Here is a 14,731-nt window from a genome sequence, read left to right on the forward strand (position 1 = left end):
GAGTTGCCTTCATCGCGCGGCAGAACTCAGGCGACGACCGAAAGAACGGTCGCCGTTTAAGGTACTATATGTATACCGACACGCCAGCCCTGTGGTCCGGGCGCGCCGAACAGACCATTACCTGTAATGTCGAGGTTCGCCCCTTATTAGACTAGAACTGGCGGTAGCGGACGGTAAACGCGATAATAGGTCCTTACTTGGCGATTCGTTCCCGCTAACTAATTACCATACTGTCATCGGCCACCTCATGGGTAAGATTACGGGCCTGTGGCTATCAGCGATGACGCTACTGATGGTGGTTGCGGTGTCGACGACCCCGATGTTTGGGCCGGGTGTCGCGGCTGCGTCCAATCACGAGACAGGAACTATCGGTGAGTCAGACATTCGGGCAACGGATGCCGGCCTGATAGACGAGCGAGTCAATACGGCGGAGATGCAAACACCCCAACCCGAGGTTTGGGTCACCTTCGAGAACACGGGCGGCACTGCCGGGACTGTGCCGATTACCGTCGAAGTTGGCGGGCGGGAAGTGACGGTCATCGGCCCCGACGAAGCGACGGTTGCGCCGGATGAGTCGAGCAACGTGACCACGGCGTACGTGCTGGAGACCAGTGACGGTGGCTACATCGAAAACGGGGAACACGAGGTGACGGTCAACGGCGAACCCGCGGGCACGCTGGTCGTCGGCGAACCGAATATCACCGTCACGGACCACTCTTGGAATACGACGACAGTCAGTGAGGGTGGAGCCGTCGAACTGACTGTCTCCGCGGAGAATACGGGCACTGTCTCCGGACAGCGAGACATCTTCACCATCGTCGACGGTAAATCCGACGGCGGGGTATCGTTCAATCTTAAGCCGGACGAGTCGGGGACAAAAAAATACGTACACACGTTCGACGAAGCTGGTGCGTTCGAGTTTGGTACCGCTGGGGAGACGCAAACCATCACGGTCGGTGAGCCACCGAGTTTTGCGGTGACAGAGCGCAAACTCAATAGATCTACGGTCAACGTTGGCGAAGCTGTTGAAATAACTGCTACCGTAACGAACACCGGCGACCGGGAAGGGAGCTTTGAGGTGCCGTTCACCGTCGATGGCAAAACCGAGGTAACAAGAGAGGTGACGCTGGACGGTGGTGATTCGACGACGGTGTCGTACATCCGCTCATTCGACGAGAGCGGTAATCGAAGTATCTCGATAAACGGCGCGGCTGCCCGGTCACTCACTGTCGAAGCAGAGAACGGGGGTGGAGCCGGCCCACCAAACATCAAGGTACGTGATGCCGGCTTGATAGACGAGCGAGTCAATACGGCGGAGATGCAAACGCCCCAACCCGAGGTTTGGGTCACCTTCGAGAACACGGGCGGCACTACCGGGACTGTGCCGATTACCGTCGAAGTTGGTGGACGGGAGGTGACGGTCATCAGTTCAACAGAGGTCACCGTCGAACCAGGTGAACGAAACGTGACCACGACCTACGTGTTAGAGACCGATGACGGCGGCTACATCGATGATGGGGAACACGATGTGACAGTAAACGGTGACTCCGCCGGCACGCTGGTCGTTGGTAAGCCAAATATCACTGTCACGGACCACTCGTGGAACCGGACGACGGTCACCGAAGGCGGTGCCGTCGAACTGATCGTCACTGCAGAGAACACTGGGGCTGTGTCCGGTCAGCGAGATATTTTCACATACGTCGACGACAGGTCTGTCGATGCAGTGTCGTTCAGTCTTGGACCGGGTGAGTCCGGGACAGACACGTACGTCCACACCTTTGAGCAAACTGGCACCCGTCAGTTCTCCGTCGGAGATGCGAGCAAGACGATTACGGTTGAGGGAGAGAACGAAACCGAGGCCGCCACCGATGAAGATGGGACTGGAACTGAAACAGCTACGGACGAGCAGTCTGCGAGATTCGAGGTTCGCGACGCAAAGCTGAGTAATCAGTCCGTCGAAACCGGCGATTCAGTGGACGTGACGGCGACCGTAGAAAACGTCGGCACTGAGAGCGGGAACTACACTGCGGCGCTCACAGAGAGCAATCAGACGCTCAAGTCCAAGACCATCGGTCCGATTGCCGGGGGTGAAACAGTAACTGTCACCTTCAGTATCTCCTTCGACAACGAGGGCAACCGCTCGCTCGCTATTGGTAACGCCGCCACTGAAACACTCGCCGTCGAAGCCGAAAGCAGTAATGACGGCGGTGGCGGCGGTAGTGGAGGCGGAGGCGACGGAGGCGGTGGTGGAGGCGGTGGAGGCGGCGGATTCGACTTCGATGACGACTCAGACGAGACCGACAACGGCGGCGGCGCAGAGGCTCCCGCCATCTCGCAGTCCCAGATCGACAACGGGATCACTGTCCAAGTGACTGCCGACGCCGCAAACTCGATGGTCACCCAGTCGCTGAACCGTTCCGGTCCGTCCGAGACCGCGCCGGCGTTCACCCTCTCTGCACTCTCGCTCAACGTGACCAACGAAAGTGATGGGTTCAACGCGACGATGCTCGGCCCGCACGCCACGCCGAACGACATGACCGAAGTTCAGGAAGACGGCGTGCGTGGGTACGTGACCGTCACCTCCGGCGCAAATGCGTCCGACATCAGCCGAGCGACGTACACCCTGCGGCTCAACGAATCGGCGCTTCCGACCAACGGATCGATGGACAGCGTCCGGGTGTTCCAGTATCACAACGGGTCCTGGAGTCAGCTACCCAGTACCGCCAACGCGACCAATAAGTCTATCCAGGCATCATCGTCCAATCTCTCGACCATCGCTGTCGTTTCCCCGGTCGCTAATGCGTCCACTCCGACGACGACAGCTAGCCCCTCGAATACGAATGCATCGACACCGATGCCCGCAGAACTCACCGTTTCTAATGCGTCTCTGATGGCTGACTGGGTACGGACTGGCTTCAACACATCGGCGCGAGCGGCAGTGGAGAATCCGACCGACGAAACCGTCGAACAGACGCTGACGGTCACTGTCGACGGCGATCCGGTCGCTTCTCGGACCGTTCGACTCAACGCCGGCGAACAAACTACTGTGACGATGGAGTTCAAGGCTGTCGACGGCGCAGTCGCGGTCAACGGCGTCAGTGCCGGTGATCTGCGTGTCGGCTCAGACACCGCCCAGAGTACAGGCGGGTCCGGAACTGATGAGACTGGTGAGGGCGGCGGCGCGGAGCCAGCCGCGAAAACGGTCGCAGCGTCTGGCCCGGGGTTCACCGTCCAGCTAGTGGCAATCGTGGTGGCACTACTCGCCGGCATCGCCCGACTCCGACGACGGGTGTAAGGCTCCAGTGGACAGGGACTTTCCGTCTCTCCGGTTTCAGCGTTGGAAGGACGACCTTACCGACGGGTTGGCTGCTGCGTAACTAATCGTTTACTCACGTATCCCCTGTATGAGCGAGGCCAGAACACTCTGTACTGCCGTCGCTGTCGTTTTTGCCACCACTGTGTTCGCATCCGTCTTCGCCGTCGGTGGCGTGGTCGCTTCCGACGCCGGTCCACAGAGCGAGTCAGACACCACAGCAAGCACACCCGGACCCATCGTTCCATCTGTTCTCGAACGCCACACAGGGACACTACTCGGGCAGGTCAACAAGACCGACACACAAGATGACGGTGAGCAGACCGAAGAAGAAACCGAGGAGACGGAGGAACCCACAGAAACTGAGGAAACAAAGGAACCGACTGAGACAGAGGAGCCGACCGAAACCGAAGAACCCACCGAAGCTCAGGAGACAGAAGAACCGACCGAGACTGAAGAATCCACAGAAACTGCGGAAACCGAGGAGACAGAAGAACCGACCGAGACTGAAGAACCCACAGAAACTGCGGAAACCGAGGAGACAGAAGAACCGACTGAAACGGATGAACCGACCGAGAACGGAATCCAAGAGGAAACCGACGCAGATGACGGCGCTGACCGAAACGATTCAGACAATTCAGACGACCCAGACGACGACTCCGATAGCTCGAATGGGTCGGACGACGAGGAGAACACGACTACCCGGAACGAAACCGCGGGCGGCGGTGCGCTTGCTGACAACACGACAGGTAACGAGAACGAAACCGTCGGGTTCGGGACGGAAACTGAAACGGGCACCGACGGGGCACCCACCCCCGGCGGACAGGAGAGCGCCGACATCCGGATTTCGGACGCGTCCCTGTCAGCTGACTGGGTCCGAGCCGGGTTCAATACGACTGTGCGAACGACAGTAACAAACACCCGTTCGCGGCCAGTCAACGAGACGCTGACTGTGACGGTCGACGGCGAACCCGTGGCAACGGATCGGGTGGTGCTTGACCCAGGGGAAGAGACGGTCGTCGAGACCGAGTTTGAGGCAGTCAACGGAACGGTGCGGGTCAACGGTGAGGCGGCGGGGTCGCTCAGAGTCGAAAACCAATCTGTTTCCGGAACTAACGGTGACGAACAGGCGACGACCGCGGCACAGGGACCGGGGTTCTCACTCCGGCAAGTGGGTGTCGGTATCGCAATACTCGCCGTCATCGGCTGGACGGGTCGGGGCTTTCGACGCCAGCGGGATCGCTGAATCGGACCACGGGCGGGCGGTCCGAACTGGTTGTGTGGTGGATTTTTACTCGTACCGCCCGACTGGCAAGTATGTCTCGTAACCTCGCAGTCGTCGGTGCTGGTGGTGCCGGTGCGGCGGCAGCGTACGCGCTCCGCGACACGGACGTCGACGTAACAGTGTTCGAGAAGAGCCGTGGTGTCTGCGGGCGCGCCGCGACCCGGCGGCACGGCGACTGCACGTATGAGTACGGGGCGAACTATCTCAAGGCCGACGACGACCGCGTGACCGAACTGGTCACAGAGTCCCTCCCGACCGAGGGACTCGTCGATATCGAGGAACCGGTGTACGCGTTCGACAGGACGGGCAAGATCGACGCCGGCCGGGACGCCGACGAACACAAGTGGACCTACGAGGCGGGGATTACGCAGGTTGCAAAGCGGCTGTTCAACGAGACGGACGCCGAGGTAGAGAACGGCGTGCGGGTCGAGCGTCTGGAGCGACAGCAGGACGGGTGGCTGCTTCAGGACGACGATGGAGCGGACCTGGGACACTTCGACGCCGCGCTGTTGACACCGCCGGCCCCGCAGACGGCTGACCTGCTGGGGCAGTCGCGGTGGGACCACGACGACTGCCGGGAACTTCGGCAGGAGATTGCTTCGGTCCCCTACCGAACGGTCATCGCCGGGGTGTTGCACTACCCCTTCGAACTCGACGTGCCGTGGTACGCCGCGGTCAACAGCGACAAGGACCACGACATCGGCTGGATCGGCCGCGAAGAGTGTAAAGACGGCCACGTTCCCGACGGCGAGTCCCTGCTGCTGGTCCAGATGAACGAGCCGTGGTCGATTGCGAACTACGACGAACACCCCGACACGCTCATTGACGACATCGCAGCACGGACGGCGCGACTGCTGGACGACGACCGGCTGGCCGACCCCGACTGGACCGACCACCAGCACTGGCGCTACTCTCAGCCCGAGGGCGAGGTCGACCACGACCTGCTGTCGTGTGCGGCCGAGCACGACCTGCACTTCGCCGGCGACTGGGTGGCTGGCGAGGGGCGACTCCACGCGGCGCTACGGAACGGACTGGAGACGGGCGAGGCAATCGCCGACAGCGGGTAACGGAACGCCTTTGGGTGCCCGCCGACAGCCACCGACATGGACCACAAGCGGGAACTGACGAGCGTCGACCTCGCCGCTCTGGAGGGCGAACTCGCCGGCTACGAGGGCGCGAAGCTCGACAAGGCGTACCTCTACCCCGAGGACGACCTCGTCAGACTGAAGCTCCGGGACTTCGACCGCGGGCGCGTCGAGTTCCTCATCGAGGTCGGTGATGTCAAGCGCGCCCACGTTGCCGACCAGAGCCACGTCCCCGACGCGCCGGGCCGGCCGCCGGACTTCGCGATGATGCTCCGGAACCGGCTGTCGGGCGCTGACCTCGTCCGCGTCGAACAGTTCGAGTTCGACCGCATCATCGAACTGGAGTTCGACCGCGAGGACGCGTCGACGACTATCGTTGCAGAACTGTTCGGCGACGGAAACGTCGCCGTGTTGGACGAATACGGCGAGGTCATCGACTGTCTTGAAACGGTTCGGCTCAAATCACGGACCGTCGCGCCGGGGACGCCCTACGAGTTCCCGTCGGCGCGGTTCAATCCGATGACCGTCGATTACGACGGCTTCGTCGCTCGCATCAAGGAATCCGACGCCGACCTCGTCCGGACGCTGGCGACACAACTGAACTTCGGCGGTCTCTACGGCGAGGAGCTGTGTACCCGCGCCGGCATCGACTACAACGTCGCCGTCGACGACCTCGACGAATCCGATTTCGAGCGGCTGTACGAACTCATCGACGAGATGGGGACGCGCCTGCGTGAGGGGAACGTCGACCCGCGGGTGTACTACGAAACGCTCGACGACGGTGACGGTGCAGGCAACGGGGAATCCGGCGATGACCCGGACCGCCGGCGCGTCGACGTGACCCCGATTCCGCTGTCGGAGTACGAGGGACTCTACAGCGAATCCTTCACGGAGTTCAACTCCGCGCTGGACGACTACTTCTTCAATTTCCAGCGGGAGGAGGAAGTCGAGGGCGGCGAGACACAGCGCCCGGACTTCGAGGTAGAGATAGAGAAACAGAAACGCATCATCCAGCAGCAGGAGCAGGCTATCGAGGACTTCGAAGCCGACGCCGAGGTCGAACGGGAGAAGGCCGAGCTGCTGTACGCCAACTACGACCTCGTCGACGACGTGCTCTCGACGGTCCGGGCCGCCCGCGAGGACGACGTGTCCTGGGACGACATCGAGGCGAAGTTCGACGAGGGAGCCGACCGCGGCATCGCGGCCGCCGAGGCGGTCGTCTCGCTGGACGGGAGCGAGGGGACGGTGACCCTCGATATCGGCGGGACGCGCGTCACGGTGGACGCCTTCACCGGCGTCGAGAAGAACGCCGACGAACTGTACAAAGAGGCCAAACGTATCGAGGAAAAGAAGGAGGGAGCGCTTGCTGCCATCGAGAACACCCGTGAAGATCTCGAAGCGGTCAAAGAGCGGCGGGACGAGTGGGAAGCCGACGACGGCGAAGACGAGGTTGCGGAAGACGAGGGCGAGGACGAACCGACGGACTGGCTCTCGATGCAGTCCATCCCGACCCGGTCGACCGAGCGCTGGTACGAGCAGTTCCGCTGGTTCCACACCTCGGACGGCTTCCTCGTCATCGGCGGTCGTGACGCCGACGACAACGAAGAACTCGTCCAGAAGTATCTGGAGGGTGGTGACAAGTTCTTCCACGCGCAGGCTCATGGTGGTCCGGTCACGGTACTCAAAGCAACTGGCCCCAGTGAGCCGTCCAAGAAAGTGGACTTCCCGCAGTCCTCCCTAGACCAGGCCGCGCAGTTCGCGGTTTCGTATTCCTCGGTCTGGAAGGACGGGAAGTTCGCAGGCGATGTGTACATGGTCGACCCCGATCAGGTGTCGAAAACGCCGGAAAGCGGCGAGTATCTGGAGAAGGGCGGCTTCGCCATCCGCGGCGACCGAACGTACTTCGAGTCCACGCCGGTCGGCGTCGCGGTCGGTATCACCTGCGACGACGAGACGCGGGTCATCGGTGGTCCATCCGAAGCCATCGAGGGCCAGGCCGCGACCAGCATCACCGTCGAACCGGGACAGTTCGCCCAGAACGATATCGCCAAGCGTCTCTACCGCGAGTTCAAGGAGCGGTTCGCCGACGAGACGTTCGTTCGCAAGGTCGCCAGCCCGGACCAGATTCAGGAGTTCCTGCCGCCCGGCGGCAGCCGAATGTCCGAGGACTGACCATGTTGGAGCAGAGAGAACGCCGCGCCGGAGGTGGCCGACTGCATGAGTGACCTCGGGAAAATCGACCGCGAGGTGTTCGATAGCGTCATCTATCCCGAACTGGGCGCGGACCGAGCGGACGTGACGCTAGGGCCGACTCACGGCATTGACTTCGGCGTCATCGACGTTGGCGGCGACGCCCTCATCACAGCCACCGACCCGCTGTCAGTCCTCCCCGATTTGGGGTTCGAGCGGGCCGGTCGATTTGCACTCGACGTGGTACTGGCTGACGTTGCCGTCTCAGGCATCCCGCCGTCGCACCTCTCTGTGACGTTCACCCTCCCGCCCGAGATGACCGACGACGAACTGGCGGCGATGTGGCACGGCTTCGCTGGACGGGCCGAAGATGCCGGCGTGAGCGTCGTCACCGGTCACACCGCCCGGTATTCGGGCGTCGACTACTCCTGGGTCGGTGGCGCAACGGTCCTTGGCGTCGGGTCCCACGGCGACATCGTCCGGCCGGACGGCGCGCGCCCGGGCGACAAACTGGTCGTCGGGACCGGCCCCGGTGCCGAAGTCACTGGGCTGTTTGCAAACCTCTTCCCGGAGCAAATCGGCCTCTCTCCTGACCGAATCGCTACCGCCCAGGAGCGACTGGCCGACACCGCGCTCGTCGAGGATGCCATGGCCGCGACTACCGCCGGAAACGTGACCGCGATGCACGACGCCACCGAGGGCGGGATCACCGGCGCGCTCATCGAGATGGCCGACGGTGCGGGCGTCCGGTTCGACGTGGACAGCGCGGCGATGCCAGTCGCTGACGGCGTCACGGACCTCTGTGACGCGCTCGATATCGACCCCTGGCACGTCAGTAGTTGCGGAACGCTCCTGGCCGCCGTTGACCCTGCGAACGCTGATGACGTTGTCGACGCGCTCCGGGACCGCGGGACGCCAGCAGCCGTCGTCGGCGAGGTGACCGACGGTTCAGGACTGTACGTCGATGGCACTCGGCAGTCACATCCCGGCGCCGACCCCTCGTGGGAAGCGTTCGCGGAGTTACAGGCGGCTGCCGACGGCGAAACCGACACGTAGTGACACTGAGAGCTGTTCGGCTACACCTGACAGCACGGCACACGTACTGCTATATATGATTGTAAGCTGTATTATAGCTTGATGTGACACCTCGTCGCGACTGACGTGGCAGCGGCCACGCCGGCCAGGCTGATGTCACGGAGTACCATCATGTTCCAAGAAGCACTATCGTATCCGCGGGACAGCGACAGCGCAGTGAAAACTATCGCCATCGGGGGCATGTTGCTGCTCCTGAGTTTCCTCGTCGTGCCGGTGTTTTTGATCCTCGGCTACATCGTCCGGACGCTCCGGTCGGTGCTGGACGGCGAAGCCGAACCGCCGGTGTTCGACGACTGGGGCGATCTGGGTATGGACGGTCTGAAAGTGTTCGCTATTGGATTCGCCTACTCACTCATCCCGGCGGCCATCGCTCTCGTAGCGGTGTTCGCAAGCGGCGCGACGCTGGGTCTGGGCGGCAACGGCGCCGGAAGCGGACTGGCCGTCGGCCTCATCGCCCTCGTCGCCACCCTCGCGATGACCGTCCTTTCGCTTGCCATCGCGTATGTGCTTCCGGCTGCAATCGTTGCGTACGTCCGGACAGACAGCATTGCAGCGGCGTTCGCACCTGCTGAACTCCGCCGGCTTGCGTTCAGTCGGACCTACGCCACCGGCTGGCTGGTCGCGTTCGGTATCAGCTTGCTCGCCGGTGTCGTCATCGGCGTCCTGAACGCTGTTGTCATCGGTGCGGTGCTGGCCCCCTTCATGACGTTCTACGCGAACGTGGCAGGGACCTACGCTATCGGAACTGCTGTGAGAGATATGCCCGCGACTGACGCCGGCGATGAGACGCCCGCGACAGGCTCGGTTGCCTGATCGACACAGTACGCCGATGCAGTGTTTCACCGTCCCGGCGAATCGAATGGCAGAACACTTGTGTCCATGAAGCGGACGCTTCAGTATGCAAATACAGAGTCAGGAGACCACCGCGGAAGGGGCAGAACGCATCGAGGTGGTCCCCGAGACCCTTGATGACCTCTGGCATCTCTCGTATGTCATCGAGCCGGGGGACCTCGTCTCCGGCGACACGACGCGGCGCATCCAGCGTAACGACGACAACCTCCGGGACAAGGGCGGCGAGCGCGAGCCGATGTGGATTCAGATCGAAGTCACCGACGTGGAGTTCGCGAAGTTCGCAAATCGTCTTCGCGTCGGCGGCGAAATCGTCGACTGCTCCCGCGAGGACCAGCTGGGCTTTCACCACACGCTCAACGTTGAGGAACACACCGAACTCACCGTTGAGAAGCACCTCAAGCCCGATCAGACCGACCGGCTTGAGGAGGCCGTCGAAGCGACGGAGAACCCCGACGTGGCGATTGCGACCGTGGAGGAAGGCGAAGCACACGTTCACACCGTCGCCCAGTACGGCACCGAGGAACGGGCGACCATCACCTCAACGACCGGGAAAGGGGAGTATGCCCGTCCGCGCAAGGAACTGTTCGACGAACTGGCGTCAGTCCTCAAACGGCAGGACGTCGACGCCTATATCCTCGCCGGCCCCGGCTTCACCAAGCAGGACGCGCTGGACCACTTTCAGGATGAGATTCCCGATGTTGCCGAACAGATTACCGTCGTAGACACATCCGCTGTCGGCGACCGCGGGGTCCACGAAGTGCTCAAACGCGGCGCTGTCGAGGACGTTCAACAGCAGACCCGCATCGCTGAGGAGGCCGACTACATCGACGAACTGATGGAGCGCATCGGCTCAGGGTCGGAGGTGGCCTATGGCCCAGAGGAAGTCGCCAAGGCGGCCGACTACGGCGCTATCGAGACGCTGCTCGTGCTCGATGAGCGACTCCGACTGGAGCGGGCCGGAGAGGGCGACTGGGATATCGACGTCGACCAGATCATCGAAACGACAGAACAGAAAGGCGGGGACGTGACCGTCTTCTCCGCGGAGTTCGCGCCGGGACAGCAACTCTCGAATCTCGGCGGCATCGCCGCGCTGCTGCGCTACCGACTCGACTGAGGCCGCATACTCACGCTACATGTCTGTCATCTATTACGCCATCGGTGAGTCTCCCGAAACCGTTTTTTGCCGCGCTCTCCATTAGTACGTAGTTCCAATGTCTGCGAGGAGTCGGTGATATGTCGTTTGAAGAACAACAGGACTTCGCCAGACAGGTCGCCGACCTGAACAAGTACGGTCAGGCGCTCAATCGGTGCGAGTCCGTCGACGAAGTCGTCTCTCTCACGCTCGAAGCGATGTCACTGCTGTTCGAGTTCTCCTACTCTACGTTCGTCGAGGTGCGCGAGGATGACCTCCGAGTCGTCCACAGCACGAACCCGAACCTCGTTCAGGGCGAGCCACCGAGTGACTTGGCGCGGCGGGCCAGGGACGCCGGCGAGACGCTGGTCGAGCAGGGGTCTGATGCCGCTGTCACGGCCGACTCGGACGTGACGGGTGCCCTAGCTGTCCCAGCCCGGATGGGCGACGAGGTGACCGCGGTGTTGGTCACGCGGTCACGGAGCGTCGAGGAGTTCGGGGACGAGTACGTCAGGCCGATGGAGATCCTCGCGACGCACGCCGCGACAGCCATCTCAAATATCCGCTCCCGTGAACGGCTAGAACGGGCACACCGGGATCTGGAACGGCGAAAGGAGATGATCGAGATGTACGACCGACTGCTTCGCCACGACCTGGGCAACGACCTGCAGGTCATCGCCGGGTTCGCCGACGTCGTCGCTGGACAGGTCGACGGCCAGACCGAGGAGTACGCCGGCAAGATCCAGCGCGCGGCCGAGAGCGCCGCCGACCTCATCCAGCGCGTCGGCGACCTCGTCTCGACGCTGGAAACACAGGACAATCCGGAGCCACACGACCTCGAATCTGTCCTTGGGGATACGGTGCGTGACATTGAAGCCAACTACGAGTCGCTGACCGTCGACTTCGATGCGGCCGAGTTCGACTATCAGGTGTACGGCGGTGACCTGCTCGACTCGGTGTTCACGAACATCATGTCCAACGCGGCGGTCCACAACGAGGGCGAGATCAATATGCGAGTGTACCCGGCGGATGTCAGTCCCGACGAGGTTACGGTCTGTTTCGCCGACGACGGGGACGGTGTCTCGCCGGACCTGCGTGCTGATATCTTCGAGATGGGGGTCAAGGGCCAGGAGAGTTCAGGCACCGGCTTTGGCCTCGGATTCGTCCGGGCGCTGACTGAATCCTACGGCGGCAGCGTCAGCGTGGGCGAAAGCGACGCTGGCGGGGCCGAGTTCCGCGTCACGCTCGAACGCGTCTAGCTGACTGTTATCGTCAGGCTGTCCTCGGCGAACTGCACGTCGCCATCGTAGCCCTCTGCTATCGACTCTAGCATCTCCTCGTGTCGCCCCTCGGTGTGTGGATACAGGTGTGTGAGATACACGCGGCCGACCTCGGCGTCGGCATCGTGGAGCGTCTGACCGAGGGTCTTCGGCGTCGGGTGGTTCGACACGTCCACATCGTCCGGGAATGAGCAGTCGTGAACGAGTACGGCCGACCCGTCGGCGAACTCGATGAGATCCGTGAACGCCTCCGAGTCCGCGCCAAACGTTATCGCTGGACCGTCATCGACGGAGAGCCGGTACGCGAAACACTGCATCGAGTGGCGCGTCTCGCAGGTGTCGCCGCTGAACCCTGCCAGCTCGAACGATCCGCCGTCGAGGTCTTTGAGTGTCAAGTCCAGCCGGTCCTGCATGTAGTCATGTGTTTCGAGCAGATCCCGAACCAGATCGCTCGTCCCCGGCGGGCCAGCTATCGTGAGGTCCGTCTCACCGGCCAGCCAGCGGGCCTTCATCAGCACGTCGAGGTCGGAGACGTGGTCAAGATGGTGATGTGTCAGCAAGACGGTGTCGACGCTTTCGTACCCCGCGTCTGTTCGGGCCAGCGAGTGCAACACGCCGCTGCCACAGTCGATGAGCAAGCGGTTCCCGTCGGACTCCAGCAGATGGCCGGATTGCATTCGAGAGCCGGTGGGCATGGCGCTACCGGTGCCGAGAAACGTGAGACGCATACCGGACGACAGCGAGCGAACGGACAAAGGGTTGGTGTCTGGGGGCACACGTCGGCAGGGGAACCACCAGGGAGCGTCAGCGGAGTGAGGGCGGTGGCCGTCGGCGGGGACGGGGTCAGGGCGGTCGTGTGGGAAGGTCACCCGTCGACGGCGCAGTTCATGCTTGGGACGGGGATAGCAAAAGTTCATCCGTGGCTCAAAAACCGTTTTAACCGAACCGCGCCTGCGGCAAAACCGCGAAACGGAGCGGGAGACACTTGTGCGAGCACGACGAGAAGCGCATATGAAGAAATCACTCGACGAACACGCTGAGCGGTTCTCCGAACACGCTGACGCGTACGACGAGGATCAGGATTCGGCGGCGTATCGCGCCTGTGTTGATTTTGTTGTCGAGCACGCGGCTCCCGAAAGCGACGACGTGGTACTCGACCTCGGCACTGGCACCGGAGCCATCGCGTTCGCGCTCGCGCCCGATGCACGGGAGATTATCGGCCGCGACATCAGCGACGGGATGCTGGAGAAAGCTCGGGAGAAAGCCGACGAGCGCGGCGTCAAGAACGTCTCCTTCGCCGACGGTCGCTTCCGCGCTCCGAACGTCGACCGCCCAGTAGACATCGTCACATCGAACTTCGCGATGCACCACCTTGGCGACGACGAGAAACGCGAGGCTATCGATACCATCGCCGATCTGGGGCCGCGACGAATCGTCCTCGGGGACGTGATGCTGTTCGGCGACGACGACCCCGACGCACCGTTTTACAGCCCCGAAGTCGACGACCCGGCGACGGTCGGTGTCCTTGCCGACGCCTTCACTGATGCCGGCTACGCGCTGACAGCTGTCGAGATGGTTACCGAACAGGCCGGCGTGCTGGTCGCCGAACGGACCGACTCGGACTGAAGCGGGTGGGTCGCTGAACCGGCTCAGCGGTAGTTTCTGTACGCCCAGAACGAGACGTATAGCGTCAGGACCAGCAGCCCGCCGAGGAAGAAGGCCACGCCGGGCTCGATATGGAAGCCGCCACCGGCCGCGGCGTCGGTCGTCAGTTGCCGCGCTTCCTCGGTCATCGCTTCGACCGGCGTATCGGCTTCCGGAGCCGGAGTACTTCTCGGGGCTTGCGTGGCGTCTGGTGTCTCCGTCGCCTCGGCTATCTGGAATCCGCCGTCATCCGACGCTGTCGGGGTCGGTGTGGCTTCTGTCTGGTTCGCCGCGTCCAGACGCTCGGCGTCCCCGCCGCCCTGCGCACTGTCACCGGCGGTTCCCGTATCGCCGCCGGCCCCCGAGCTCCCGAACTGGATCGGGAACTGCCCGAGCAGGAGTTGCAGCATGACGCTGGCCGCGGTGAGAATCCCGATGACAGGCAGGACGCGGCGGACGAGCGACCGGAGCGACTGCTTGCGCTCCTGCGTCCCGACGAACAACACCAGCGGGTCCTCCGGGGGCTCGTACACCTTCATTTCCTGCCCTTTCTCGGAGTACTGGACCCCGGCGACGGTGATCAGCTCTTCGTCTTCCAGTTTCTCCAGATGATACGAGACCTTCTGTATCGACATATCGAGTCGGTCGGCCAGCTCGGAAGGCGTTCCCGGCTCGTCGTAGACGGTGTTGAGAATCTCTCTGGCCGTTTCCGAAGAGAGGGCATCGAGTACGGCTGAGACGTCTTCGTCGACCCCAACGACCTGTAGCTCCCCGTCCTGTGAGGTGCTCGTGTCGGGACCGCGGGAGGGCAGCAACGACATATATTGCGTTCACTGCCGCCCAGCGTAATGAATC

Annotated in this window: 11 protein-coding genes; 9 read left to right on the forward strand and 2 right to left on the reverse strand. The window is 62.6% G+C overall.

Going from position 1 to position 14,731, the window contains the following annotated elements:
* The first annotated feature begins 280 nt into the window (after nt 1-280).
* The 8 genes from C443_RS04605 (at nt 281) to C443_RS04640 (ending at nt 12,211) form a co-directional block, all read left to right on the forward strand.
* A complete protein-coding gene (locus C443_RS04605) occupies nt 281-3,295 on the forward strand; it encodes a CARDB domain-containing protein (protein WP_005534274.1) in 3,015 nt (1,004 codons plus the stop codon).
* 109 nt (nt 3,296-3,404) lie between these two features.
* Nucleotides 3,405-4,559, forward strand: a complete 1,155-nt coding sequence (locus C443_RS04610) for a hypothetical protein (protein WP_005534275.1) — start codon at nt 3,405-3,407, stop codon at nt 4,557-4,559.
* A gap of 71 nt (nt 4,560-4,630) precedes the next feature.
* On the forward strand, nt 4,631-5,665 hold the full coding sequence (locus C443_RS04615) for an NAD(P)/FAD-dependent oxidoreductase (protein ID WP_005534276.1): 1,035 nt from the start codon (nt 4,631-4,633) through the stop codon (nt 5,663-5,665).
* A 36-nt stretch (nt 5,666-5,701) separates the two neighbouring features.
* The gene (rqcH, locus tag C443_RS04620) at nt 5,702-7,855 is read left to right on the forward strand and encodes a ribosome rescue protein RqcH (RefSeq protein ID WP_005534277.1); all 2,154 of its coding nucleotides are present in this window, start codon (nt 5,702-5,704) and stop codon (nt 7,853-7,855) included.
* Nucleotides 7,856-7,900: 45 nt separating this feature from the next.
* On the forward strand, nt 7,901-8,929 hold the full coding sequence (locus tag C443_RS04625) for an AIR synthase family protein (RefSeq protein ID WP_005534278.1): 1,029 nt from the start codon (nt 7,901-7,903) through the stop codon (nt 8,927-8,929).
* Nucleotides 8,930-9,079: 150 nt separating this feature from the next.
* Nucleotides 9,080-9,781: a DUF4013 domain-containing protein gene (locus tag C443_RS04630; RefSeq protein ID WP_005534279.1), complete on the forward strand. Its 702-nt coding sequence runs from the start codon at nt 9,080-9,082 to the stop codon at nt 9,779-9,781.
* An 85-nt stretch (nt 9,782-9,866) separates the two neighbouring features.
* On the forward strand, nt 9,867-10,934 hold the full coding sequence (locus C443_RS04635) for an mRNA surveillance protein pelota (protein ID WP_005534280.1): 1,068 nt from the start codon (nt 9,867-9,869) through the stop codon (nt 10,932-10,934).
* Between the two features lie 119 nt (nt 10,935-11,053).
* A complete protein-coding gene (locus C443_RS04640; RefSeq protein WP_005534281.1) occupies nt 11,054-12,211 on the forward strand; it encodes a sensor histidine kinase in 1,158 nt (385 codons plus the stop codon).
* On the opposite strand, the gene C443_RS04645 is transcribed toward C443_RS04640, so the two are convergent.
* On the reverse strand, nt 12,208-12,960 hold the full coding sequence (locus tag C443_RS04645; protein ID WP_005534283.1) for an MBL fold metallo-hydrolase: 753 nt from the start codon (nt 12,958-12,960) through the stop codon (nt 12,208-12,210). The genes C443_RS04640 and C443_RS04645 overlap by 4 nt on opposite strands.
* A 283-nt stretch (nt 12,961-13,243) precedes the next feature.
* Between C443_RS04645 and C443_RS04650 the strand changes: the two genes are divergently transcribed.
* Nucleotides 13,244-13,858, forward strand: a complete 615-nt coding sequence (locus C443_RS04650; RefSeq protein WP_005534285.1) for a class I SAM-dependent methyltransferase — start codon at nt 13,244-13,246, stop codon at nt 13,856-13,858.
* Between the two features lie 23 nt (nt 13,859-13,881).
* Here the strand turns inward: C443_RS04650 and C443_RS04655 are convergent, their stop codons facing one another.
* Entirely contained in the window at nt 13,882-14,697 is an 816-nt protein-coding gene (locus tag C443_RS04655; RefSeq protein WP_005534287.1) for an ArsR/SmtB family transcription factor, read from the reverse strand.
* Between the last annotated feature and the right edge of the window lie 34 nt (nt 14,698-14,731).

Source organism: Haloarcula argentinensis DSM 12282, assembly GCA_000336895.1.
Classification (GTDB): Archaea; Halobacteriota; Halobacteria; order Halobacteriales; family Haloarculaceae; genus Haloarcula; species Haloarcula argentinensis.